Source organism: Methylobacterium sp. J-118, assembly GCF_057836565.1.
Genome location: NZ_JBYQFA010000001.1, coordinates 5,415,898 through 5,438,895 on the forward strand (window position 1 = coordinate 5,415,898; position 22,998 = coordinate 5,438,895).

General features: G+C 71.1%; 17 protein-coding genes. 7 read left to right on the forward strand and 10 right to left on the reverse strand.

All coding sequences use genetic code 11. From position 1 onward, the window contains the following. The first annotated feature begins 64 nt into the window (after window positions 1-64). The 4 genes from fdnG to fdhE all read left to right on the forward strand — a co-directional run bounded on the left by fdnG (window position 65) and on the right by fdhE (window position 6,135). Complete coding sequence (gene fdnG / locus AC3IF3_RS26420) at window positions 65-3,145, forward strand: formate dehydrogenase-N subunit alpha (RefSeq protein WP_489230895.1); 3,081 nt, start codon at window positions 65-67, stop codon at window positions 3,143-3,145. Between the two features lie 13 nt (window positions 3,146-3,158). Continuing rightward, window positions 3,159-4,094, forward strand: a complete 936-nt coding sequence (gene fdxH / locus AC3IF3_RS26425) for a formate dehydrogenase subunit beta (protein WP_243969524.1) — start codon at window positions 3,159-3,161, stop codon at window positions 4,092-4,094. 319 nt (window positions 4,095-4,413) lie between these two features. Next, window positions 4,414-5,136, forward strand: a complete 723-nt coding sequence (locus AC3IF3_RS26430) for a formate dehydrogenase subunit gamma (protein WP_243971529.1) — start codon at window positions 4,414-4,416, stop codon at window positions 5,134-5,136. A 3-nt stretch (window positions 5,137-5,139) separates the two neighbouring features. Further along, window positions 5,140-6,135, forward strand: a complete 996-nt coding sequence (gene fdhE, locus AC3IF3_RS26435) for a formate dehydrogenase accessory protein FdhE (protein WP_489230896.1) — start codon at window positions 5,140-5,142, stop codon at window positions 6,133-6,135. A 228-nt stretch (window positions 6,136-6,363) separates the two neighbouring features. Here fdhE and AC3IF3_RS26440 read toward each other — a convergent pair whose 3' ends face one another. From AC3IF3_RS26440 to AC3IF3_RS26450, 3 genes are all read right to left on the reverse strand, one after another. Beyond that, window positions 6,364-6,708 (reverse strand): hypothetical protein, encoded by a 345-nt coding sequence (locus AC3IF3_RS26440; RefSeq protein ID WP_489230897.1) that lies wholly within the window; start codon window positions 6,706-6,708, stop codon window positions 6,364-6,366. Window positions 6,709-6,908: 200 nt separating this feature from the next. After that, the gene (locus AC3IF3_RS26445; protein ID WP_243971535.1) at window positions 6,909-7,394 is read right to left on the reverse strand and encodes an SRPBCC family protein; all 486 of its coding nucleotides are present in this window, start codon (window positions 7,392-7,394) and stop codon (window positions 6,909-6,911) included. Between the two features lie 207 nt (window positions 7,395-7,601). Further along, a complete protein-coding gene (locus tag AC3IF3_RS26450; RefSeq protein WP_489230898.1) occupies window positions 7,602-8,234 on the reverse strand; it encodes a L,D-transpeptidase in 633 nt (210 codons plus the stop codon). 217 nt (window positions 8,235-8,451) lie between these two features. Here AC3IF3_RS26450 and AC3IF3_RS26455 point away from each other — a divergent pair, with 217 nt between their 5' ends. Then, the gene (locus tag AC3IF3_RS26455; protein ID WP_489230900.1) at window positions 8,452-9,744 is read left to right on the forward strand and encodes an ArgE/DapE family deacylase; all 1,293 of its coding nucleotides are present in this window, start codon (window positions 8,452-8,454) and stop codon (window positions 9,742-9,744) included. Between the two features lie 23 nt (window positions 9,745-9,767). On the opposite strand, the gene AC3IF3_RS26460 is transcribed toward AC3IF3_RS26455, so the two are convergent. The 5 genes from AC3IF3_RS26460 to rfbF are packed head-to-tail and all read right to left on the reverse strand — an operon-like array spanning window position 9,768 to window position 14,340. Then, window positions 9,768-10,670 carry an NAD-dependent epimerase/dehydratase family protein gene (locus AC3IF3_RS26460; protein ID WP_489230901.1) on the reverse strand — a complete coding sequence of 301 codons (903 nt, stop codon included), beginning with the start codon at window positions 10,668-10,670 and terminating at the stop codon, window positions 9,768-9,770. Continuing rightward, a complete protein-coding gene (locus AC3IF3_RS26465) occupies window positions 10,667-11,212 on the reverse strand; it encodes a dTDP-4-dehydrorhamnose 3,5-epimerase family protein (RefSeq protein WP_243971542.1) in 546 nt (181 codons plus the stop codon). The genes AC3IF3_RS26460 and AC3IF3_RS26465 overlap by 4 nt, the downstream gene beginning before the upstream one ends. Window positions 11,213-11,216: 4 nt before the next feature. Then, window positions 11,217-12,479, reverse strand: coding sequence for a methyltransferase domain-containing protein (locus AC3IF3_RS26470; protein WP_489230902.1), 1,263 nt, complete (start codon window positions 12,477-12,479; stop codon window positions 11,217-11,219). After that, entirely contained in the window at window positions 12,476-13,573 is a 1,098-nt protein-coding gene (rfbG, locus tag AC3IF3_RS26475) for a CDP-glucose 4,6-dehydratase (protein ID WP_489230903.1), read from the reverse strand. Before rfbG ends, AC3IF3_RS26470 begins: the two co-directional genes overlap by 4 nt. After that, entirely contained in the window at window positions 13,573-14,340 is a 768-nt protein-coding gene (gene rfbF, locus AC3IF3_RS26480) for a glucose-1-phosphate cytidylyltransferase (RefSeq protein WP_243971548.1), read from the reverse strand. Before rfbF ends, rfbG begins: the two co-directional genes overlap by 1 nt. 290 nt (window positions 14,341-14,630) lie before the next feature. Between rfbF and AC3IF3_RS26485 the strand changes: the two genes are divergently transcribed. Continuing rightward, window positions 14,631-15,416, forward strand: a complete 786-nt coding sequence (locus AC3IF3_RS26485) for a hypothetical protein (RefSeq protein WP_489230904.1) — start codon at window positions 14,631-14,633, stop codon at window positions 15,414-15,416. Window positions 15,417-15,495: 79 nt separating this feature from the next. Here the strand turns inward: AC3IF3_RS26485 and AC3IF3_RS26490 are convergent, their stop codons facing one another. Continuing rightward, window positions 15,496-16,860 (reverse strand): discoidin domain-containing protein, encoded by a 1,365-nt coding sequence (locus AC3IF3_RS26490; protein WP_489230905.1) that lies wholly within the window; start codon window positions 16,858-16,860, stop codon window positions 15,496-15,498. A gap of 279 nt (window positions 16,861-17,139) precedes the next feature. Between AC3IF3_RS26490 and AC3IF3_RS26495 the strand changes: the two genes are divergently transcribed. After that, window positions 17,140-18,591 carry a discoidin domain-containing protein gene (locus AC3IF3_RS26495; protein WP_489230906.1) on the forward strand — a complete coding sequence of 484 codons (1,452 nt, stop codon included), beginning with the start codon at window positions 17,140-17,142 and terminating at the stop codon, window positions 18,589-18,591. Between the two features lie 296 nt (window positions 18,592-18,887). Here the strand turns inward: AC3IF3_RS26495 and AC3IF3_RS26500 are convergent, their stop codons facing one another. Beyond that, complete coding sequence (locus AC3IF3_RS26500; RefSeq protein WP_489231372.1) at window positions 18,888-22,820, reverse strand: glycosyltransferase; 3,933 nt, start codon at window positions 22,818-22,820, stop codon at window positions 18,888-18,890. Between the last annotated feature and the right edge of the window lie 178 nt (window positions 22,821-22,998).

Below are 22,998 nucleotides of genomic sequence, written 5' to 3' on the forward strand. Positions count from 1 at the left end.
GCCTCGCGCACGCTTTTTTGGGACACCCTGGAATTATACCAGATCGCTTTTTTGTGAGGCGGAGATGACGGTCCAGGTCTCAAGGCGCGGCTTGCTCAGGGGGGCCGGCGCCGGCCTCGCGGGCGGCACGCTCGGCGCGCTCGGGTTCGGCGGCCTCGAACCGGCCATGGCGGCCGCGGTGCGGCCGTTCAAGCTCGCGCAGATGCGCGAGACCCGCAACACCTGCCCGTACTGCTCGGTCGCCTGCGGCGTGATTCTCTACAGCCTCGGCGACCGCTCGAAGAACGCCCGCTCCTCGGTGATGCATATCGAGGGCGACCCGGATCATCCGGTCAACCGCGGCACCCTCTGCCCGAAGGGCTCGGCGCTGCTCGACTTCGTGCATGCCGAGACCCGCACCAAGTACCCGCTCCACCGCGCCCCGGGCTCCTCGGAGTTCAAGCGCGTCTCCTGGGACTTCGCCCTCGACCGGATCGCGAAGCTCATGAAGGAGGACCGGGACAAGAACTTCGTGGCCAAGAACGGCGACCTCACGGTCAACCGCTGGACCACGATGGGCTTCCTCGGCGCCTCGGCCACCACCAACGAGACGGCCTGGCTGACCTACAAGACAGTCCGCAGCATGGGGGCCCTGGTCTTCGACAACCAGGCCAGGGTTTGACACGGTCCGTCGGTCGCCAGTTTGGCGCCCTCCTTCGGACGCGGTGCGATGACCAACCTCTGGATGGACATCAAGCACGCGGACGTGATCACCGTGATGGGCGGCAATGCCGCCGAGGCGCATCCCTGCGGCTTCAAGTGGGTCGTCGAGGCGAAGGCCCATAACAACGCCAAGCTGATCGTCGTCGATCCGCGCTTCACCCGCACGGCCTCGGTGGCCGATCTGTACTGCCCGATCCGGCAGGGGTCGGACATCGCGTTCCTGTCGGGCGTCGCGAAGTACCTGATCGACAACGACAAGCTGCAGCACCGCTACGTCTCCGCCTACAGCAACGCCGGGTACGTGGTCCGCGAGGGCTACGACTTCAGCGAGGGCCTGTTCGCGGGCTACGACGCCGACAAGCGCGACTACGACAAGACCACCTGGGACTACGAGATCGGCCCCGACGGCTACGCCGTGGTCGACGAGACGATGCAGCACCCGCGCTGCGTCATGCAGCTCCTCAAGAAGCACATCGCCATCTACACGCCGGAAATGGTGGAGCGGATCTGCGGCTCGCCGAAGGAGACCTTCCTGAAGGTCTGCGAGATGATCGCGACCACGTCCTCTCCGGAGCGGACGATGGCCTCGCTCTACGCGCTCGGCTGGACGCACCATTCCAAGGGCTCGCAGAACATCCGGGCGATGTGCATCGTCCAGACGCTGCTCGGCAATATCGGCATGCTCGGCGGCGGCATGCAGGCCCTGCGCGGCCACTCCAACATCCAGGGGCTGACCGATCTCGGGCTGATGAGCAACCTCATCCCCGGCTATCTGAACATCCCGGTGGAGAAGGAGCCCGATTACGCGAGCTACGCCGCCAAGCGGCAGTTCAAGCCGCTGCGTCCCGGGCAGACGAGCTACTGGCAGAACTACAACAAGTTTTTCGTCTCGTTCCAGAAGGCAATGTGGGGCGACTACGCCACGAAGGAGAACGACTGGGCCTACGACTACCTGCCCAAGCTCGATGTGGCGACCTACGACGTGCTGCGCGGGTTCGAGCTCGCTAAGCAGGGCAAGATGACCGGCTACGTCATCCAGGGCTTCAACCCCCTGATGTCGTTCCCGAATCGCGCCAAGATGACGGAGGCCTTCTCCAAGATGAAGTTCATCGTGGTGATGGATCCGCTCAAGACCGAGACGGCCCGGTTCTGGGAGAATCACGGCGAGTACAACGACGTCGATCCGACCCAGATCCAGACCGAGGTGTTCGAGCTTCCGACCACCCTGTTCGTGGAGGAGGAGGGCTCGCTCTCGAACTCGAGCCGGTGGCTGCAATGGCACTGGCAGGCCCAGGAAGCGCCGGGCGAGTGCCGCTCGGACATCGAGATCATGTCGGGGATCTTCCTCCGCATGAAGGAGGCCTACAAGAAGGATGGCGGGGCGTTCCCGGACGCGATCGTCAATCTGAAGTGGGACTACGCGATGTCGGAGTCGCCGACGCCCGTGGAATTGGCCCGCGAACTCAACGGCTATACCCTGGCGCCGACCCCGGACCTGAACGGGACCATCATCCCGGCGGGCAAGCAGGTCGACGGCTTCGCCCAGCTCAAGGACGACGGGACCACCGCCTGCGGGTGCTGGATCTACTCGGGCTGCTATACCGAGAAGGGCAACATGATGGCCCGCCGGGACAACAATGATCCCGGCGACCGCGGCATCGCGCCGAACTGGGCCTTCGCGTGGCCCGCCAACCGGCGCGTGCTCTACAACCGGGCGTCCTGCGACCCCGAGGGCAAGCCCTGGTCGGAGAAGAAGAAGCTCATCGAGTGGAACGGCAAGCAGTGGATCGGCTTCGACGTGCCGGATTACGGCGTCACCGTCGCCCCCGATAAGGGCGTCGGCCCGTTCATCCTGAACCAGGAGGGCGTCGCCCGCCTGTGGACCCGGGGTCTCATGCGCGACGGGCCGTTCCCGACGCACTACGAGCCGTTCGAATCGCCGGTGGCCAACATCCCGTTCCCGAAGATCAAGGGCGCGCCCGCGGCCCGCATCTTCAAGGATGACCTGGCCGATCTCGGCGACGCGAAGGAGTTTCCCTACGCGGCGACGAGCTACCGGCTCACCGAGCACTTCCACGGCTGGACCAAGCATGCCCGGATCAACGCGATCCTCCAGCCGGAGGCGTTCGTGGAGATCTCCGAGGAACTCGCCAAGGAGAAGGGCATCGCCAGGGGCTCATGGGTCCGCGTCTGGTCGAAGCGCGGTTCGCTCAAGGCCAAGGCCATGGTGACCAAGCGGATCAAGCCGCTGATCTGCGACGGCAAGCCCGTCCACGTCGTCGGCATCCCGCAGCACTGGGGCTTCATGGGTCTGACCAAGAAAGGATGGCACCCGAACTCGCTGACACCCGTGGTGGGCGACGCGAACACCGAGACGCCGGAGTTCAAGGCTTGGCTCGTGAATATGGAGCCGACCACGCCGCCGTCGGACGCGGTCGCATAGGGGGAGCTGACACATGGCCGACTACAGCTCCCTCGACATCCGCCAGCGCTCCGCCTCCACGGAGACGCCGCCGGAGATCCGCCGCCAGGTGGAGGTCGCAAAACTCATCGACGTGTCGAAGTGCATCGGCTGCAAGGCCTGCCAATCGGCCTGCGAAGAGTGGAACGACCTGCGCGACGACATCGGCGTCAACACCGGCAGCTATCAGAACCCCCACGACCTCACCCCGAAGTCGTGGACCCTGATGCGGTTCACCGAGTACGAGAACCCGGAGACCCAGAACCTCGAATGGCTGATCCGCAAGGACGGCTGCATGCACTGCACCGAGCCGGGCTGCCTCAAGGCCTGCCCGTCGCCGGGCGCGATCGTGCAGTACTCCAACGGCATCGTCGACTTCATCGAGGAGAACTGCATCGGCTGCGGCTACTGCGTGAAGGGCTGCCCGTTCAACATCCCGCGGATCAGCCAGACCGACCACAAGGCGTACAAGTGCACCCTGTGTTCGGACCGGGTCGCGGTCGGTCAGGCCCCGGCCTGCGCCAAGGCCTGCCCGACCGGCTCGATCATGTTCGGCACCAAGCAGGCGATGATCGAGCAGGCGGAGACCCGGGTCGAGGACCTGAAGTCGCGCGGCTTCGCCCATGCCGGCCTCTACGACCCGGCCGGTGTCGGCGGCACGCACGTCATGTACGTGCTGCACCATGCCGACCAGCCGAGCCTCTATGCCGGCCTGCCGAACGACCCGAAGATCTCGCCGCTGGTCGCCTTCTGGAAGGGCGGCGCCAAGGTGTTCGGGCTCGCCGCCATGGGCTTCGCCGCGGTGGCGGGCTTCTTCCACTACGTCACGGCCGGCCCGAACGAGGTCGTGCCCGAGGAGGAGGAAGAGGCGGTCGAGTATGACGAGGCCAAGCGCCGGGAGACCGGCGGCGGCGAGGCCCGGCCGCACTGAAACGCGACGGTCTCCCTCCCCCCTCTGCGGGGGAGGGTGGCCCCCGAAGGGGGTCGGGAGAGGGGAGCGACGGTGCCGAAGAAGGCTGCGGCCTTCATCACCGCGCCGCCCCTTTCTGAACCCGGGTTCCCCTCTTGCGGGACTTCGTCCCGGCCCGACCCCTGCTGACGCAGGGGCCACCCTCCCCCGCAGAGGGGGGAGGGAAAGGCGCGCGGTTCCGGAATCGACAGGGTGGAGACGGCACCGCCGCCACACCCTATCTTGTACGAAACGGCCGCCCCGCGCCGCGGAGCCGGCCCCGTCAGGCGAGTGAAGGCCGATGACGATCCACAGCGATATCCGCGACGGCGATCCCCGCCCCCTGCACCACGCCAAGGCCGAGACGCCGGAGGTGCTGTACGTCCCGCGCTACACCGGCGTGCAGCGCGTGAACCACTGGATCACCGCGATCCTGTTCACCCTGCTGACCCTTTCGGGGCTGGCGATGTTCACGCCCTACCTGTTCTCGCTCACCGGCCTTTTCGGCGGCGGGCAGGCGACCCGGGCGATCCATCCCTGGTTCGGCGTGGCGCTCGCCGTGAGCTTCTTCTTCCTGTTCGTGCGCTTCTGGAAGCTGAACATCCCCAACAAGGACGATGTCGCGTGGTCCATGAAGATCGGCGACGTGGTCACCAACCGTGAGGACCGGCTGCCCGAACTCGGCAAGTACAATGCCGGGCAGAAGGGCGTGTTCTGGGGCCAGACCGCGCTGATCGGCGTGATGTTCGTCACCGGGCTCGTGATCTGGAACACCTATTTCGGCGGCTTCACCTCGATCGAGACCCAGCGCTGGGCGCTGCTTGCCCACTCGCTCGCCGCCGTGATCGCCATCGCGATCATCGTCGTGCACATCTACGCCGGCATCTGGGTGCGCGGCACCGGCCGGGCGATGGTCCGCGGCACGGTCACGGGCGGCTGGGCCTATCGCCACCACCGCAAGTGGTTCCGGCAGATCGCCGGCAGCAAGGCCCGCGACGGCGCGGTGGACAAGAGCGGATCCTGAGGCGTGGCCAATTTCTTCCGGCGCAAGCCCGCGGCGCCGGCCGCGGATGAGTCGACCCCCGTCGCGGCCGAACCGAAACCCCGCCGCCGAGATTTCTCCGAGCTGCAGCCCGACCCCGACAAGATCGGGATCTCGGGCTCGGTCCCGTTCGTGCGCCTGCCCGATCCGGCGACGCTGTTCGCCGACCGGGCCGAGCGCCTGATTGCGATCGCGCCCGGCCACCCGCTGGAGGCCTATCTCCGGTTCGTGGCCGCGATCGCCCGGGCCCAGGCGACGCTCCAGGCGAAGGGGCCGCCGGCCACCCTGCCGGACGCGGCCGATCTGGCGCTGCGGAGCGAGCACGGCATGCCGCCCCTGTCGCGGCACAGCCTGGAGGCCGATACGGGCTTCGACGCCTGCCTCCTGGGCCTCCTCGACGCCGTCGACCTCGCCACGGCACCTGAGGCCTCACAGGCGGCGCGGGAGACCCTGCGCGCGGCGTCCCCGGCGGATCGCCTCGACCTCGCCCTGCAGGTCTTCGAGGGGGCGCTGCCGATGGACCGGATCGCCGAATGCGTGTTCGTGGCGGCAGCCCTGCAGATCCGCCTCGCCGAACAGGCCGCCCGCCTCGACACCAAGGTCCTGAAGCCGGTGGCCGACGGCGTCTGCCCGTGCTGCGGCGGTGCCCCGGTGGCGAGCGTCATCGTGGCCTGGACCCCGGCCGACAAGGCCCGCTACCTGAGCTGCTCGCTCTGCGGCACCTTCTGGAACCATGTCCGCATCCGCTGCACCGCCTGCGGCGCGGGCGAGGGCGTCAGCTATTACGGCCTCGACGAGGTCTCGAAGGACGTCCAGGTCGAGACCTGCACGACCTGCCACAGCTACATCAAGCACCTGCACCAGCACCGGGCGCCGACCCTCGACCCGGTGGCGGACGACATCGCCGCCTACGGGCTGGATCTCAAGATCGCCGAGGAGGGGTTCCGGCGGGCCGGGCTGAACCTGCTGTTCGTGATCTAGCTGAACTGCGCCCGCGTTGGGGCAATCCCTATCCTAAGCCAATCCCCCTCATCCTGAGGTGCCGCGGAGCGGCCTCGAAGGAGGGCTCCAGGAATCGCGCGGCCGGCTGGAGGGCTCCTTCGAGGCCTCCGCTGCGCTCCGGCGCCTCAGGATGAGGGAGATGGGTTGGACGCACGTTGAGGATTGAAACCAGAGGCCCCAACGGCGCGCCGAACCGAAAGACTCCGCTCACCGATACCCGTACCGGCTCTTGGCGGCGGCCAGGAGATGCACAGCCTCGCCGGACTTGCCGGCGGCGCATTCCGAGGCGGCCTGCGCCAGATCGGCGTTGAAGCGGTCGCCCACCGGCTTGTTGAGATTGCCGGTGGCGACGTCGCTGTCGACGATCGCCTTGGTGCGCGCGATCTCCGGGCCGCAGCCGCTGCCCGTCGGGAGGGCCAGCGGGGCCGGGACGATGGTCGAGGGCTCCGCCACCGCGGGCGCGGCGCGCTGCTGGCAGGCCCCCAGCGCCGCGACGGCGAGCACGGCGAGGCTGAGGCGCATCGGGAGACGGGACGCGGGCACGGCGATCATCCTGTTGGGGCGCGAGGGGCCGCGCCGCCCGGGTTTTGAGCCGAGCTTGGCAGCGGGTCAATCGCCGCCGCGACGGGACGATCGATCACAGGATGCGGGGCGGCGGATACCCGCCGCGCGGAATTCCGGTGTCGTCAGAGGGGCTTGGCGCGCGCGGCCGCCGTCACGGTGCCGCCGCGCACGCCAAATTGTGACGGCGGCTACTTCGCCTTGTCGGCCAGCGCCTTCAGGCCGGAATCGTAGATGCCCTGGACCGCGTCGACGGCAACGGTGTCCGGCGCACCCTTGGCGTTGAAGGTCCCGGTCCAGGTCACCTTCGAGCCGGAGCCGGCGGGGGCGACCGAGAGGGTCGACTTGTAGTCCGAGACCGGCAGCGGGCTCTCCAGGATCGTGTAGGTGTAGCTCATCACCTTGTCGTCCCGGGAGACCTGCTCCTCCTTGATGGTGCCGCCGCCCTTCAGGCTGAGGGTGCGGACCTTCATGCCGTCCTTGTCGGACAGGGCGCATTTCTCGATGGCCGGGTGCCAGTCGCCGATGCCGCAGAACTCCCCGATCGTCTGCCAGACCTTGGCCGGGGGCGCGGCGATGTCGGCCGAGCGCGTCACGTCCAGGGCGTAGCCCGGCACGGTGGCCGCGGCGAGCGCCAGGGCGGCGAGGGGAAGGGACCGGCAGAACGCGAAAGGCATTTCGGGGGTGTCTCCATCCGTGTCGGATCGCGGCCGCAGCCGCGTGGGCTCTGGGGCCGCGGTGGAGCTAAGCCTGGACGGGGTCCGCGGCAATGGGCAGGCGCCACCGCGCATGACGTTCGCACCCGGACCACGCGACCGGCGGTCGTCCGGGCGGAGGGGCCTTGCCGGGCCCCCGCCGGCGCCGCCGTGCGGGACGCGGGCGGCCTACCAGGCGTCCGTCGGGTTCGCGTCGACCGGGTAGCCGTAACCCACCGCCGGCACGTAGGTCGGGCGGCTCTCGTAGTAGGCCGGCCGCGGGCGGCGGCCCATCTGGTCGCCATCCGCCTGCAGGAATTCCGGCGCGTCGGATCCGCGGCGGCGGGCGACGCGGATGGCGCGCGGCTCACCCTCGGCCACCGGCATGTCCGCGCCCTCGATCACCACCCGGGTCCGGCCCATGCCCTGCGCCTTCACGAGATTGAACAGGGTCGCGGCATTGCGCACCGACAGGCGCACGCAGCCATGCGAGGCCGCCCGGCCGAGGTTGCGGACGTGGTTGGTGCCGTGGATGGCATGGCCCTGGTTCGTGAAGAACATCGCGAAGGGCATCGGGGCATCGTCCCACTCCTTCGAGAAATGCGCGCGCTCCATCCGGAACGGGCGGTAGGACCCGGACGGGGTGTCGTAGCTCTCGACACCCGTGGAGACGGGCCAGGAATAGCGGGGCTGACCGTCGACCGCGACCTCCATGCGCTGCGTGCCCTTGTCGACGCTGACAAGCACGTCCGCTGAGGCGGGCGCCGGGATTGCGGCCCACAGGAGCAGGCCGGACAGGACCGAGACCAGACCGATACGCATGAGCCACTCCGACTGCGAAACCGCGACGGTTTGCCGATTGGCTAAGCCGTTGGCAACACCGCGGTTCCCGGCGCAGGCGGTCACGCTTTGCGGAGCGCGGGCCTGCGGTCCCCCGCCCGCCGCCCGGGCCGCGCCCGAATCGAGCTGAGATCCCGCCTCGGTTGACACGTGTCCGGGGCCGGGCGCTTCCTCCCGATTGTAACCTGCCGGAGATCCCATGGCCCTCGACCCCGCCCTCGTCGCCGAGATCGAAGCCTCCGTGGCGGAGGGCTTTGCCGATCAGGTCGCCCACACGCAGGCGCTGGTCCGGTTCGCCTCCCTGCGCGGCGCCGAGCATGCCTGCCAGGACTACGTCTTCGACCGGTTCCGATCCCGCGGCTACGCCACCGAGCGCTTCGCCATGGACCGGGACGCCATCGCGGCCCATCCGGGCGGCTCGAAGATCGACCCGGCGCACCACTCGGACGCGCCGATCGTCGTCTGCCACCACCGGCCGAGCACCGAGACCGGGCGCTCCCTGATCCTGCAGGCCCATGTCGACGTCGTGCCGACGGGCCCCCTCGACCTCTGGACCCATCCCCCCTTCGACCCGGTGATCGAGGGCGACTGGATGTACGGCCGCGGCGCCGGCGACATGAAGGCCGGGCACGCGGCCAACCTGTTCGCCCTCGATGCGCTCGCCCGCCTGGGCCTGCAGCCGGCGGCCTCGGTGACGGTCCAGTCCGTGGTCGAGGAGGAATCCACCGGCAACGGCGCCCTGATGACCCATCTGCGCGGCTACAGGGCCGAGGCCGTGCTGATCCCCGAGCCGGAGGACGAGAAGCTCGTGCGCGCCAATACCGGCGTGCTGTGGTTCACCGTCGAGGTCCGGGGCGTGCCGGTCCACGTGCGCGAGATGGGTGCGGGCGCCAACGCCATCGACGCCACCTACCGGGTGATCGGCGCGCTCCGCGAGGTCGAGGCCCGCTGGAACGCCGAGGCGGCCGGGCACCGGCACTTCGAGGGGGAGGACCACCCGATCAACCTTAATATCGGCCGGATCGCGGGGGGCGACTGGGCCTCCTCGGTCCCGGCCTGGTGCCGGATCGACTGCCGGGTGGCGCTCTATCCGGGTGTGCCGGCGGCGCGGGCCGCGGCCGAGGTCGAGGCCGCGGTGGCGCGATTCGCCCGCACCGATTCGTTCCTGGCCAACAACCCGCCCCGGGTGGCGTTCAACGGCTTCTTCGCCGAGGGCTACGTGCTCGACGCGGGTTCCGAGGCCGAGGCCGTGCTCGGCCGCGCCCATGAACGGGCGATGGGCGCGCCGCTTCAGAGCTTCATGAGCGCGAGCTACCTCGATACGCGGGTCCACGCCCTCTACGACCGGGTGCCGGCCCTGTGCTACGGGCCGAGAGCGGAGGCGATCCACGGCTTCGACGAGCGCGTGAGCCTCGCCTCCGTGCAGCGCTGCACCACCGCGATGGCGCTGTTCGTGGCCGAATGGTGCGGGACGGAGCGGCGGCCGGGCTGAGACGCGCCGTGTGCTGACAGGCGCTACACCCCCGCCCCGTACGCCGCGCGCGTCGCCTGGAGCCCCGCATCGAGGTCGAAGCGGGGCTGGAAGCCGACCTCCGCGCGCAGGCGGGTCACGTCCGCCGCGATGCAGGCCGGCTCGCCCGCAGCGAGCGGCCGGGCGCCGAAATCGATCCGGTCCGGGCGGCCGGTCAGGCGGCCGATCCGCTCCAAGATCGCCCGCACCGGCGGCGCCGTCCCCGAGCCGATATTGACCGGTCCCGCGACCTCCGAGTCGACCAGGGCCGCGAACGCCCCGGCCGCGTCCGCCACGTGGCTGAAATCCCGGCGCTGGTGGCCCGGGCTGGTGCCGAAGCGCGCCCCCGCCTCAAGCGCCCGGATCGCGTCGCCGACCAGCCGGCCTGGCTTCTCCCCGGGCCCGTACAGGAAGAACAGCCGCCCCCAGGCGAGGGACAGGCCGGTCTCGCCCGCATAGGCCTCGAGGACGCGCCGCGTGCCGTCCTTGGCGGCGCCGTACAGGGTCGCGGGCGCGCAGAGCGCGTCCTCGCGCAGGTGCTCCGGCCCCCAGGCATATTCGGCGCAGGTGCCGGCCGCGACCGCCCGCCCGCCCCCGGCCTCCCGGAAGGCGCGGACCAGCGCGAGGCTCGCCGCGACCCAGTCGAGGTTGGCGGGCGAGCGCCAGTACAGGCCCGGCTCGGCGTACCAGGCGAGGTGCAGAAGGTGGCTCGCCCGGACGGCGCCGACGACACGCCGCATCGCCGCCGTGTCCAGCAGGTCCACCGGGTGAAAGGTGGTCTCCGCGGCCGGCGGCCGGCGTCCGAGGGCGTGGACCGCGAAGCCGCGGGCCTGGAGCGCCGGGATCGCGTGGGCGCCGACGAACCCGGTCGCCCCGGTGAGGAGGACGCGGCGCGCGCCCACGCTCATACGACCGGATCCGCGCCGGTCCAGGCCGGATAGGTGCGGTCGCGCTCGGCGATCACCGCCACGGGCTCCGGCCAGGCCACGGCGAGCGCCGGGTCGTCCCAGCGCAGGCCGCGGGCGGCCTCGGCCACGTAGGCGCGGTCGATCATGTAGAGCACCTCCGTGTCGTCCCGCAGCGTCTGGAAGCCGTGGGCGAACCCCGCCGGGATGTACAGCGCCGCCCGGTTCTCCGCCGAGAGCTCGATCCCCGCCGCCCGGAGATAGGTCGGCGAGCCCCGGCGCAGGTCGACGATCACGTCGTGGATCGCCCCCATCGTGCAGCGCACGAGCTTGGTCTCGGCGTGCGGGGCCAGGGCGTAGTGCATCCCGCGCACCGTGCCGCGCAGCCGGTTGAACGACACGCTCGACTGCCGGAACCGGCCGACCAGGCCGCGCTCGGCCAGCGTGTCCTCGCAGACCGTACGGGCGAAGAAGCCGCGTTCGTCCGTGTGCGGGCGGATCCCGATCCGATAGGCGCCCGCCAGCGGCAGCTCCTCGACGATCACCGGCCTACTCCACGCTCAGGCTCGGGATGCAGGTGACGAAGCGTCCGCCCCAGGCGCGGATCCCGGCCATCTCGTCCATGACCTCGGCCTTCAGGTTCCACGGCAGGATCAGCACGGTGTCCGGGCGCAGCGCCAGCAGCGCCTCGGGGGCGATCACCGGGATCCGGCTGCCGGGCAGGAGCCGGCCCTGCTTGTGCGGCGAGCGGTCGGCCACCGCCGTGACCAGCTCCGGGCCGATCCCGCAATAGTTCAGGAAGGTGTTGCCCTTGGCGGCCGCCCCGTAGCCCACGACCCGCCGGCCCGCCCAACGCTCGGCGATCAGGAAGTCCAGGCTCGCGCATTTGATCGCGACCACGGACTCGGCGAACCGCGCGTAGCCCTCGGCCGAGAACAGGCCGCCGGCCCGCTCGGCGTCCAGCACCCGCGCCACGGCGGGCGTCGGCGCGTGCGGCCCGTCGGCGTGGCAGAAGAACACCCGCAGCGAGCCGCCATGGGTCGGCAGTTCCGCCACGTCGAACACCCGCAGGCCCGAGCGCTCCAGGATGCCGGACACGACACCGAGCGAGAGGTAGGAAAAATGCTCGTGGTAGATCGTGTCGAACTGCTTGTGCTCGATCATGCGCAGCAGGTGCGGGAACTCGAAGGTGCCGACGCCGTCGCGCTTCAGCAGCACCTGGAATCCGGCCACGAAGTCGAGGATGTCGGGGACGTGGGCGAGGACGTTGTTGGCCGCCATCAGGTCGGCGCCGTGGCCCTGGGCCTTCAGCCGCTCGGCGGTGGCGCGGCCGAAGAACGCGACCTCGGTCGGCACGCCCTTGTCCCGGGCCGCGGCCGCGACGTTGGCGGCCGGCTCGACGCCGAGCACCGGCACGCCGCGGGCGACGAAGTACTGGAGCAGGTAGCCGTCGTTGCTCGCGACCTCCACCACCGTGCTGTCCGGCCCCAGGCCGAAGCGCCCGGTCATCGCCGCGACGTAGGCCTCCGCGTGGCGCAGCCAGCCCGCGGAGAAGCCGGAGAAATAGGCGTAGTCGGAGAAGATCTGCTCCGGGCTCTCGAACGCTTCGAGCTGCACCAGCCAGCAGGTCTCGCAGACATAGGCGTGGAGCGGGTAGACCATCTCCCCCTGCCCGGCCCGCTCGGGCGGGACGTAGGCATTGGCGAGCGGCGACAGGCCGAGATCGGCCACGGTGCGGGTGAGCGGCGCACCGCAGGATCGGCAGCAGGCCCGGGCCGCGGCGGCGGGGAGAGGTTCCGTTCCTGCGCTCATGCCCGGTCCCCCGTCTCCGCCAGCGCTGCGTAGCGCGCGATCTGATCCAACGTCAGCGCGGCGGCGTCCGCGCCCTCCCCTTGGGCGCGGTACCACGCCCCGGTCCAGTCGAGCGCCTCGGCGAGCGCCAGCCGCCGGTCCCAGCCGAGATGCGCGCGCGCCTTCGACGCGTCGACCTTGAGGAAGGTCGCCTCGTGCGGGTGGGGGCCGGCGGCAAGCCGCCACTGCGCGCCCGCCCCCCAGCCCCGGGCGAGCCCGGCCACCACCTCGGAGACCGGCCGGCAATCCGCGTCGGCCGGGCCGAAGTTCCAGCCTTCCGCGTAGCGTCCCCCATCCGCCCCGCACAGGGCCTCGGCCAGCGCCAGGTAGCCCGAGAGCGGCTCCAGGACATGCTGCCAGGGCCGCACCGCACCCGGCGCGCGGATCTCCACCGGCGCGCCGCGCGCGAAGGCGCGCACCGCGTCCGGGACCAGGCGGTCGAGGGACCAGTCGCCGCCGCCGATGACGTTGCCGGCCCGGGCGCTGGCGATCCGCGCGGGGTGGGCGCCTGCGCCGAAGAACGAGGCGCGGTAGGCGCTGGTGACGAGCTCGGCACAGCCCTTCGAGTTGGAATAGGGGTCGCGCCCGCCCATCGGCTCGTCCTCGCGGTAGGCCCAGACCCACTCGCGGTTCTCGTAGGCCTTGTCGCTCGTGACGATCACCACGGCGCGGACCGACGGGCAGGCGCGCACCGCCTCCAGCAGGTGGACCGTGCCCATGACGTTGCTGGCGTAGGTGCCGACCGGGTCGGCGTAGGACGGCCGGACCAGCGCCTGGGCGGCCAGATGCAGGACGATCTCGGGCCGCGCCTCGGCCACGCAGGCGGCGAGCGCCGCGGCCTCGCGCACGTCGCCGATCCGGCTGTCGATCCGGGTGGGCAGATCGGTGAGCGCGCACAGGCTCGGTTCGGTCTCCGGCGCCAGCGCGAAGCCGGTGACCCGGGCGCCGAGATGCGTGAGCCACAGGCTCAGCCAGCCGCCCTTGAAGCCGGTATGGCCGGTGACCAGCACCCGCCGGCCGGCCCAGAAGCCCGGATCCGGATTGCGCGCGCCCATCACCACACCATCCAGGGGGCGGCCCGGCGCGTCCAGAGCGCCTCGAGCTGGTTCTTGTCGCGCAGGGTGTCCATCGCCTGCCAGAACCCGGTATGCCGGTAGGCCTGGAGCTGCCCCTCGCGCGCCAGGCGTTCCAGCGGCTCGTTCTCCCACACGGTGCTGTCGCCCGTCACGTAGTCGAGCACGCGCGGGTCGAGGACGAAGAAGCCGCCGTTGATGACCGCGCCGTCGCCGGCGGGCTTCTCCCGGAAGTTGCGGATCGCGTCGCCTTCCAGCTCCAGGGCGCCGAACCGCCCGGGCGGGGCCACGGCGGTCAGGGTCGCCATCCGGCCGTGGGCCCTGTGGAAGGCGGCGAGCGCGGTCAGGTCCACGTCCGAGACCCCGTCGCCGTAGGTCATGAAGAACGGCTCGGTCCCGAGATAGGGGCGCACGCGCTTCAGCCGGCCGCCGGTCATGGTCTCGGGCCCGGTCTCGATCAGCGACACGCTCCAGTCCTCGGCGCCGCTGCGGTGGAACTCGATCGCGCCCGTCCCGGTCTCGACGGTGACGTCGGAGAGGTGGAGCCGGTAGTTGAGGAAGAATTCCTTGATCATGTAGCCGCGGTAGCCGAGGCAGATCACGAACTCGCGCACCCCGTGGGCCGCGAAGCCCTTCATGATGTGCCACAGGATCGGCTGGCCGCCGATCTCGACCATCGGCTTCGGGCGCGTCCCGGTCTCCTCCGACAGGCGCGTCCCGAGGCCGCCCGCCAAGATCACCGCCTTCATCCCTGCCTCCCCGGCAATCCGTCGGTCCCGCCGGAGCGTCGCGCCGCGCCGGCGGCGCGGGGGCCGGCCTTCCACTCCGATCCCGTGCGGCTTACGCGCGAAGGCCGATGCTGTACAACCCGTCATCACCCCGGGCGGCGACGCCTCCTCCGGACGCGGCCGGGTCGGCGGGAGCCCCCGCCCGCGCGGACCCCCCTCGTCACGCCGGCCGGCAGCCTCTATCAGCCTCGCCGTGAAGGCCCGCGGTCCGGCCGCCCGGGCCGGCCACGCCGTCGGAGTGCCCGAAGACCATGTCGACCCGGACCGCCGCCGTCCTCTACCTCGCCCGCGGCTACGACGCCGACCACGCCGACCGGTTCCGGCGCTTCGCCGCCTCCTACCGGGCGCATCCGGCCGGCCACGACCACGCGCTCTACGTGATCTTCAAGGGATTCGCCGACGCCACGCAGCGCTCGGCCGCGGAGGAGGCCTTCGACGGCCTGCCCGTCCAGGCGATCGACACCGACGATCTCAGCTTCGACCTCGGCGCCTACGCGGATGCCCTGTCGCGCGTGCGCGAGGACCACGTCTGCTTCCTCAACACGAACGCGGAGCTCAACGCCCCGCACTGGCTCGCCAAGCTGCTGCGCAACCTGGACAGCCCCGGCGTCGGCCTGGTCGGCGCGACGGGGTCCTTCGAGAGCCTGCGCTACATCAACCGCCTGTTCCCGGATTTCCCGAATCCGCACCTGCGGACCAACGCCTTCGCGATGCGGCGGGAGCATGCCGCCGCCCTGCTCGGCACCTACGCCATCCGGTCCAAGCTCGACGCCTTCTTCGCGGAGAGCGGCCCGGACGGCCTCACCCGGCGGGTCATGGCCCTGGGCCTGACCTGCCTGATCGTCGGCGCCGACGGGCGCGGCTACGCGCCGCCGCTCTGGCCGGAGAGCGAGACCTCCCGGCAGGGCAGCCAGGCCAACCTGCTCGTGCACGACAACTACACGCGCGGCTTCGAGGCGATGGACGCCCGCGCCCGCACCGAGGTGACCTTCGCATCCTGGGGCCGCGCGATCCCCGCCACCGTGATCGAGGCTTAGGACCCTCGGACGCGATGGTTTCGGAAGGTCCGGGCCCCAGCCCATGTCGAGGTGTCGAGCGGCCCTCTGGAAACCCGGCTCAGAGCCGGTCGTCGAAGGCCAGATTCGCGGCCGGGTAGTCGATCATCAGCCGGCGCTGGGCCTCGGTGTTCGCCCAGTCGCCGATCTTCATGTACCCGCCCCCGACATCCCGGACCTCGATGGCCTGGCCCACCGTCTCGATCGACTGGAAGCCCTGCGGCCAGTTGCACGAGAAGTAGAACACCTGCTCCACGCGCTCCGAGACGTGGCAGACGCCGGGGCCGAACGAGCCGAAGCCGAAGACGAGGTAGCGGCCGTCGGCGATCGCCGCGACGTCGGCGGCGAGGGTGCCGCTCTGCGTCGTCAGCGGCAGGCCGATCTCCGCGACATAGGCCTCCAGCGCCGGGATCACCGGGTTCGCCCGGTTCTCGAACACCATCTTGACCGACCGGATCCGGCCTTCGCCCATCAGGCGCTCGATCACCATCCGGTAGAAGGCGAGCGGCGGCTGCGGGTAGTTCGGGTCGATCCAGGTGCTGAAGATGTCGCCCGACCGGATGTGGATGATCAACTCGTCCGCGGGCTTGGCCGGGAACGCCGCCGGCAGGCCGTTGAACACCCGGCGGATGTAGGTGTGGACGATCGCGCGCACCGGCAGGGGATCGCGCGCGTTCACGAGGGGCTGGAACGGCGAATCGAAGAACATCCCCGACAGGAAGTAGCCGTCGTCCGGCAGCGGCTCGTCGGCGGGGATGAACGTGATCCCGGCGCAGGTCAGGCGCTCCGTGAGGAAGATCACCTGGCTCCGGTCGATCTTGGGGATCTTCACGAGCTTCAGCCCGAGGGCGCGCGCCACCGAGATGGCGATGGCGTACTGGACGAGGCAATTGCCGAAGGCGCCGTTTTCCAGGAGCGCGAGGCCGACGATCGCCTTGGCGCGCGGATGCGGCGCGCACACGAGGCTGTAGGAGGTGTGCAGCACCGCCTCCGGACGCTCGTGCAGGATGTTGAAGGCGACGCCGAGCTGGCTGCGGAAGGCGATCAGGTCGAGCGCTGCGGCGGCGCACCAGACCTGCAGCCGCCCGGGCGTCGCCCCGGCTCCGGCGGGGAGCACCGCGCGGACGTGGCGGGCCCAACCCGCCACCCCGGCGGCGAGGGCCAGCCGGATCGCCCCGTCCGCCTCGGTCAGTCCCGCCGGCTCCACCTCCGACCACGTCAGCCCGTCGGACGAGACGGCGAGCCGGAGGGCGGCCCCCGCCCCGCTCCGGCCGTCCTCGACCGGGCTGACCGACACGGCCGAGATCGGGAAGCGCGCGCCGAGATCGACCTGGAGCGTCAGCGCCATGCCGTCGTGGGCGCGTGTCTGATCCCGGGTGGCCGCGACATCCACGCAATCTTCGGTCCGATCGGCTGCTGCGGCCATGCGATGCTCTCGTCGGCTCCCGGATGTCCCCGTCACGGTCGGCGGACCGGCATTTACGGCGGCGCGCGGGCGGCCGGGTCGAGCCGCTTCCGCCCGTTCCGGGGCGATGGCGCGCGGGCGCGTCCGACAGGGCCACGCGGTGACGGGACCGCGTCACGCCCCGCGCGGGCGCAGCTCTAGCCGGATGTCTCGCGGCCAGGCAAGGCGCGGCGGCCGCGGGATGGCCTGGTGCCGGCAAGGCGGTTGACCGCGCCCCCGCGACCTGCTCAGAGCCCGGCGATGACCGCGCCGTTCGACGATCCGGACCTCTACGTCAACGTCGCCCTGGGCAGGCCGGCGAGCCAGAGTTCCCGGCCGGCCTGGTGCCCCCTGGGTCCGGACGGGCTCGTCGACGGGGATTTCAGCCGGGAATACAACGCCCATACGGAAGCGGAGCCGCCGGCCTGGTGGCAGGTCGACCTGGGCCAGCGCCTGCCCCTGGCGGCGATCGTCGTCCACAACCGGCGGGACGTCGCGCGGGAGGCGGCCCGCTCGCTGCGGGTCGAGGTCTCGGAGGATGGGACCGCCTGGACCCTGATCCACGCCGGGCTGACCCATTTCCGGGCGAAGGGGCAGGCGATCCCCCTGCAGCTTCCCCTGGCCGGCTTGGTCTGGGCCCGCTTCGTCAGGGTCTCCCTCGACGAGCGCCAGCCGCTGGTCCTGACCCAGGTCGAGGTCTTCGTCGAGCGGCCGGCCCTCGAACTGATCCGCCTGCGCGACGCGATCGGCCTCGACGTGCCGCTGCTGGCCGAGACCCCCGGCGCGGTCGAGCAGATGAGCTACGCCCTCGTCGGCGCCCCCGGCACCCGGGACGCCCCGCTGATCGGCGTGTCGCTCGTGCTCAACGCCGCCCTCGGCAACGGCCTGATGCAGCACTCGATGGCGATCGCCATCGCCCGCAGGCTGGGCCTGCGCTACGTCAAGCTCGCCACCCGGGAGAGTAGCGGGGTGATCGCCCGTACCGAGCCGATGGAACTCGGCGGCCTCACCTTCCTGCCGGCCGCCGACCCCCTGCCCCCGGGCGGCTGGTTCCTGGAGGGCTATTTCTGGGAGCTCGAGCACCACACCCGCTTCGCCCGGGACCTGCTGACGCCGCAGGAGAAGCGCGCGATGGTCCGCACGGTCATCCACCCGCTGTACAACCTGCTGCCGCCCGTGTTCGCGCCGAAGCCCGAGGACGAACTCATCATCCATCTCCGGTCGGGCGACGTGTTCAGCACCTGGGTCAACGCGGCCTATATCCAGCCGCCGCTGTCCTTCTACACCCTGGTCATCGACCGCTTCCTGGAGGCGGGCCGCATCGGCCGGGTCAAGCTCGTCTACGAGAACCGCCTGAACCCGGTGATCGAGGCGCTGAAAGCCCATCTCGCGGCCCGGGCGATCCCGTTCACCGTGCAGAGCGGGACCATCGTCGAGGACACCGCCGCCCTGGTGAACGGGCGCCACCTCGTCTTCGGGTTCGGGACGCTCGGGCCGGCGATCTGCTACCTGTCCGACTCGGTCGAGACCGTGGTCACCTTCGCCAACGGCTACGATCACCGGTTCCGGGAGATCCCGACCGTCCGGAACGTGGTCGAGGTGGTCGATACCGGCGACTACATCCGGCCGGGCGGCTGGACCAATTCCCCCGAGCAGCGCCGGACGATGATCGACTACCCGGCTGCCAACCTGCGCCTCGACGGGACGATCTGAGCCGCCGGATTTATGGGCCTCCGGCACAGAAAAAGGTAAGCCGGCTTCGATGTTCGCGTATCGCTGCCGGATGGGGGCAATGGCCGTACCTGCGCGCCCTCCCTCCCCCCTCCCGACCCCCTTCGGGGGCCACCCTCCCCCGCAGAGGGGGGAGGGAGACGCGCGGGGGGCGGCCTGGCCTGCATCCGGCCGCGCTGTGCGAACTCCGTAGCCCACACGCGAGCGGAGACCCGCGCCCTCTCTGCCCAGAGCATGACCGCGACGGCGATTGAAGCCCGGATCGCCCGGGACGGCGATCAGGCCGCGTCCGCGGCGGCGAGGCGCTCCGTCCCGGCCGGCGCCGGGTCCAGGCCGTAATAGTCGCGCATCAGATCGCCGTACTCGGCCGCCGCGATGGGCCCGCGGATCCGGCCGCGTGGCGAGACGTCGACCGCGAGCAGGCGGTCGTTGAACCCGGACGGATCGTGGATCAGCCCGTAGGGCAGGACGTGCCCGTGCGGATAGGCCCGCAGCCGCTCCCCCTGCGCGCCGAGGTCGAAGGCCACCACCGGCAGGCCGGTGCGCAGGCCCAGGGTCAGGGCGTAGGAGTAGGTCTCCGGCCAGATCGCCGGCTGCAGCACGATGTCGGCGAAGGCGCGCGCCGTGAGGTCCAGGGCCTCGTCGTCGCTGCTGTAGCGGCCGGTCTCGGTCACGCCGACGGCCTTCAGCGCCGGACGCAGCGCCGGGTCGGAGAAGCCCACGATGGTGAAGTCGATCGGCAGGTCCCGGTCGCGGGCATCCACGGCGAGCGCCTGGAGGAAGCGCGCGCCCTTCATCATGTTGATAGCGCCGAGTACCGCCACCCGGCGCCGGCCCTCCTGGCGCTTGCGGATCGCGGGCCGGATCCGGCGGTCCGCCTCGAAATGGGGCCGCACGGTGATCGCGAGATCCGGATAGGCCGCGGCGAGCCGCCCGGCCGTGTCCGGCGAGGGGGCGAAGACCCGCGCGGCACCGGCCAGGAACCCGCCGAACGCCGCCCGCCGCGCCTCCGGATCCGGCTCCTCAAAGCCCTGCTGGTCCGCATTCAGGCAGCCGCGGCAGACCGGGACCGGGGCGAGCCCGCAATAGCTGCCGTCGGGCTGGACCAGGTGGTTGCGGTGGCAGACCGGCGAGAAGTCGTGCAGCGTCCAGGCGTAGGGGCGCCCGGACTCCGCCACCAGCCGCATCATCGTCCGCGCCGCCGACCAGCGCAGGCCGGCCAGCGAGTGGACGTGGATCACTTGCGGCGCCAGCCAGCCGAGGAACTCGGCGATCTGGGCCTCGTCGTGGGGGAGATACAGGCTCTCGACCGTCGGCAGGTAGAGCAGGTCGCCGCTGCGGTACGAGACGTTGATCTGGAGGTTGCGGTCCCGGTCGACCGACAGCAGGACCACGCTGGTCCCCTCCCCCTGGAGTCGGGCGATCATGTCCTCGATGTGCCGCTGGATGCCCCCGCCCCAGCTATGGGTCACGAACAGCACGGCCCGCTCCCGGAAGTGCCGGGCCAGCCGGTACAGGTCGATCCGCGCCCGCGTCCGGCGGCCGGGATCGGCCTGGACGAACTGGCCGACCACGGCCGGATAGTCGGGGTGCTTGGCGAGCAAGGCCGCCTGCCCCTGGTCGTACTCGCCGCCCTCGTCGAGCCCGAACGAGATCTGGCCGGCGTGATAGACGAACACGTCTTCGGCGAGCAGGTTGACGTAACCCGCCTTGAGCGCGCGCATGCACCAGTCGTTCTCCTCGCCGTAGCCCTTGCCGAAGGCGATTTCGTCGAGAACCCCGACGGCCTCCAGGGACGGCGCCGTCATGTACATGCAGAAGCCGACGCCGGTGGGCACCGTCACGGCATGCCCCCGGTTGATCCGGGCCACGGCGGCGTCGAGCTCGGGCCGGGCGATCTCCAGCTGCATGCTGTTGTTGGCGTTGAACTTCGGATAGCTGCAGATCGTGGCGTTGTTCGACAGCGGCGTGATGCTGCCGACAAGCGGCCGGGCCTCGGCATGGGCGACCAGGCGGTCGAGCCAGTCGCCGAAGACCTGGGCGTCGGAATTGAGCAAGACGACGGCCTTGCCCTGGCGCAGGGACAGGCCGCGGTTGACCGAGCGCACGAAGCCGAGATTCTGCGCGTTCTCGACGAGGTGGAACAGGCCGCGGCCGGCGAGATCCGCCAGCTCCGCGGTGAGACCCGGATCGGGCGAGCGGTCGTTGATGGCGAGCAGCGTGAACCGGGTCCGCTGCCGGGCCGACAGGCAGGCATGGATGGCGCGCAGGGTCTCGCCGCGCCCCTTGTAGACCGGCATGATGACGACGACGTCGGCCCCGGCGATCGGCAGGGCCCGGGGCAGGCCGTCCCATTCGTGCGGTTCGGGGGCGGTCATGGCCGGCCAGGTGCCGAGATCCTCGGGGCAGGCCATCAGCCCGGCGGCGTGGCCGGTGCGGACGTAGTGCAGGAACGGCGATTCCCCCGCGGCCAGCAGGTGGCCGTAGGTCTTGCCGTAGAAATCGTACGAGAAGCGCTTGTTCGGCAGCCGTCCCTCGTGCTGGCCGTGGGCGACGAAATGGGCGAGCGGCCCGCCCCGGGCCCCGGCGACGTCGGGATAGCGCCTCGCGTAGAAATCGGCGTCGAAATGGGGCTCCATCAGGAGCGCCTCGTCGGCCAGGGCCTCGTCCGCCTCCGAGGGCGGCGCCCCGTAGCGCGGGTCGAAGGTTCCGGCCGCGACGTCGACGCCGAGCATCACCGCGGTGGCGAGGTGGTGGACGAAGGGCGCCACCCCGGTCTCCAGCACGGAACCGTGCTGGTCGAGGTAGTCCTGACCGTTGAAATCCGCGCGCGGATTGCGCCCCGTCCGCCAGCCGCGCTCGCAATAGTCGCGGACCGCGTCGACCGTATCGGGCACGCCGTAGCGCGCGCGGTAGTAGGCGTGATCGAAATGCAGCGCCGCCAGGGCGGTCTGCAGCCGCAGATACGCTTCGCGGTCGACCGGCTCGCGGCCGATCTGCGCGATCCAGGCCGTGTCCTCCACGGGCGGCCGTTCCGGGCGAAAGCCGCAGACGCGCAGCAACGTGTAGAGCGTCGCGTGCTGCGGTCCCGGATCGCGGCCCTCGCGCCAGCCCGTGCTGGCGAAATGCGCGTAGGGCCGCAGGCCGCTGCCGCGCACGTCCGCGTAGGTCGCCCGGTACCAGTCGTCGTCGACCGCCGGGAAGCTGATCTGGCCGGGACCCGAGAACGGCGTCTCCCCCGCGAGCAGCGTCTCGGCGATGGTGCGGAAGAACGGGTCGCCGCGCACCACGCGGTTGTCGGCCCGCGCCTGCACGAACCCCGCCGGGTCGAAATCCTGGCGCGGGCTGCGCATCTCGCGCCATGCGCCGGCCGCGTAGGCGCGCAGGAGCTTCTCGTCGGACCGGTCGTCGCCGCGGCCGCGGTAATAGGCGGCGTCGAAATACGGCGCGATCGTCGCGATCCGGAAGGCCACCGCCTCGTCCTCGCTCGCCGGCCGCGCCTTGCCGCCGTGCCGGACGTAGTGCAGCAGCGGATTCTCGGTTGCGTAGCTGATGCCGTGCGACAGGCAGTAATACGGGACGTCGAAGTTCGGCGACGGGTCGCGGCCCTCGCGCCAGCCCGAATTCATGTAGTGGCTGCCGGGATCGACGCCGGCGGCCCGGAGGTCGGGGTTTCCGGCGAGATAATGGTCGCCGTCGACGAGCCGGCGCGCGAGGCGGGCCGCGCGGCGGGGGTCGGGTTGCGGGATCGCCTGCACGCCCCGAGCCAGCAGGGCGCGCAGGTAGTGCAGGAACGGATTCACCTCCGTGTGCGCGAGGAACGGGTGCGCGGCGAGGTAGGCGGCGGTCGAGAAGTCCGGACGCGGGTCCCGGCCCTGGCGCCAGCCGGTGCGGAGATAGTCGCGCAGCGCCGCCGGGCCGCCGATCCCGTACCAGCTCTCGTAGAAGGCCGCGTCGAAATGGGGTGCGAGGGCGGCGAGCTGCTCGGCCTCGGCGGTCGGATCGGTGGCGGCCGGCAGGCCGCCGCGGGCGAGGAGGCGCACCAGGGGATTGCGGCTCGCGCGGGTCTCCGGCGCCCCCGCCCACCGGTGATAGCGCCCGTCGAGGCGGCTCAGCGCGCGCAGGGCGCCGCTGTGGGCGATGGCTTTGCCGACGGTCCGGCCGAGGCCGCTCAGGCTGCGACGGCCGCCCCGGGTGAAGCGCAGCACCATCACGGCACCTCTCGGCTCGGGCGCAGGGCGCCCGCAGGGCTCGCGGGCGCGGTCGCGCGGATCGGGTCGGTCGGGCTCATGAGGACTTGGTGCCGGAGGACTCGGTGCTGGGGCGGCGGTCGATGGCCGCGCGGATGTGGTCTCGCTGAGCGCACTAATGGAACCGCTCGGCCCCGTA

Coding starts and splice junctions, on each gene's coding strand:
- AC3IF3_RS26455 (WP_489230900.1), top strand. CDS start 8,452: ATGGCCCTCGACCCCGCCCTCGTCGCCGAGATCGAAGCCTCCGTGGCG.
- AC3IF3_RS26500 (WP_489231372.1), bottom strand. CDS start 22,820: ATGGTGCTGCGCTTCACCCGGGGCGGCCGTCGCAGCCTGAGCGGCCTC.
- rfbF (WP_243971548.1), bottom strand. CDS start 14,340: ATGAAGGCGGTGATCTTGGCGGGCGGCCTCGGGACGCGCCTGTCGGAG.
- AC3IF3_RS26450 (WP_489230898.1), bottom strand. CDS start 8,234: ATGCGTATCGGTCTGGTCTCGGTCCTGTCCGGCCTGCTCCTGTGGGCC.
- AC3IF3_RS26460 (WP_489230901.1), bottom strand. CDS start 10,670: ATGAGCGTGGGCGCGCGCCGCGTCCTCCTCACCGGGGCGACCGGGTTC.
- AC3IF3_RS26490 (WP_489230905.1), bottom strand. CDS start 16,860: ATGGCCGCAGCAGCCGATCGGACCGAAGATTGCGTGGATGTCGCGGCC.
- rfbG (WP_489230903.1), bottom strand. CDS start 13,573: ATGGGCGCGCGCAATCCGGATCCGGGCTTCTGGGCCGGCCGGCGGGTG.
- AC3IF3_RS26430 (WP_243971529.1), top strand. CDS start 4,414: ATGACGATCCACAGCGATATCCGCGACGGCGATCCCCGCCCCCTGCAC.
- AC3IF3_RS26470 (WP_489230902.1), bottom strand. CDS start 12,479: ATGAGCGCAGGAACGGAACCTCTCCCCGCCGCCGCGGCCCGGGCCTGC.
- AC3IF3_RS26485 (WP_489230904.1), top strand. CDS start 14,631: ATGTCGACCCGGACCGCCGCCGTCCTCTACCTCGCCCGCGGCTACGAC.
- fdxH (WP_243969524.1), top strand. CDS start 3,159: ATGGCCGACTACAGCTCCCTCGACATCCGCCAGCGCTCCGCCTCCACG.
- AC3IF3_RS26495 (WP_489230906.1), top strand. CDS start 17,140: ATGACCGCGCCGTTCGACGATCCGGACCTCTACGTCAACGTCGCCCTG.
- AC3IF3_RS26440 (WP_489230897.1), bottom strand. CDS start 6,708: ATGATCGCCGTGCCCGCGTCCCGTCTCCCGATGCGCCTCAGCCTCGCC.
- AC3IF3_RS26445 (WP_243971535.1), bottom strand. CDS start 7,394: ATGCCTTTCGCGTTCTGCCGGTCCCTTCCCCTCGCCGCCCTGGCGCTC.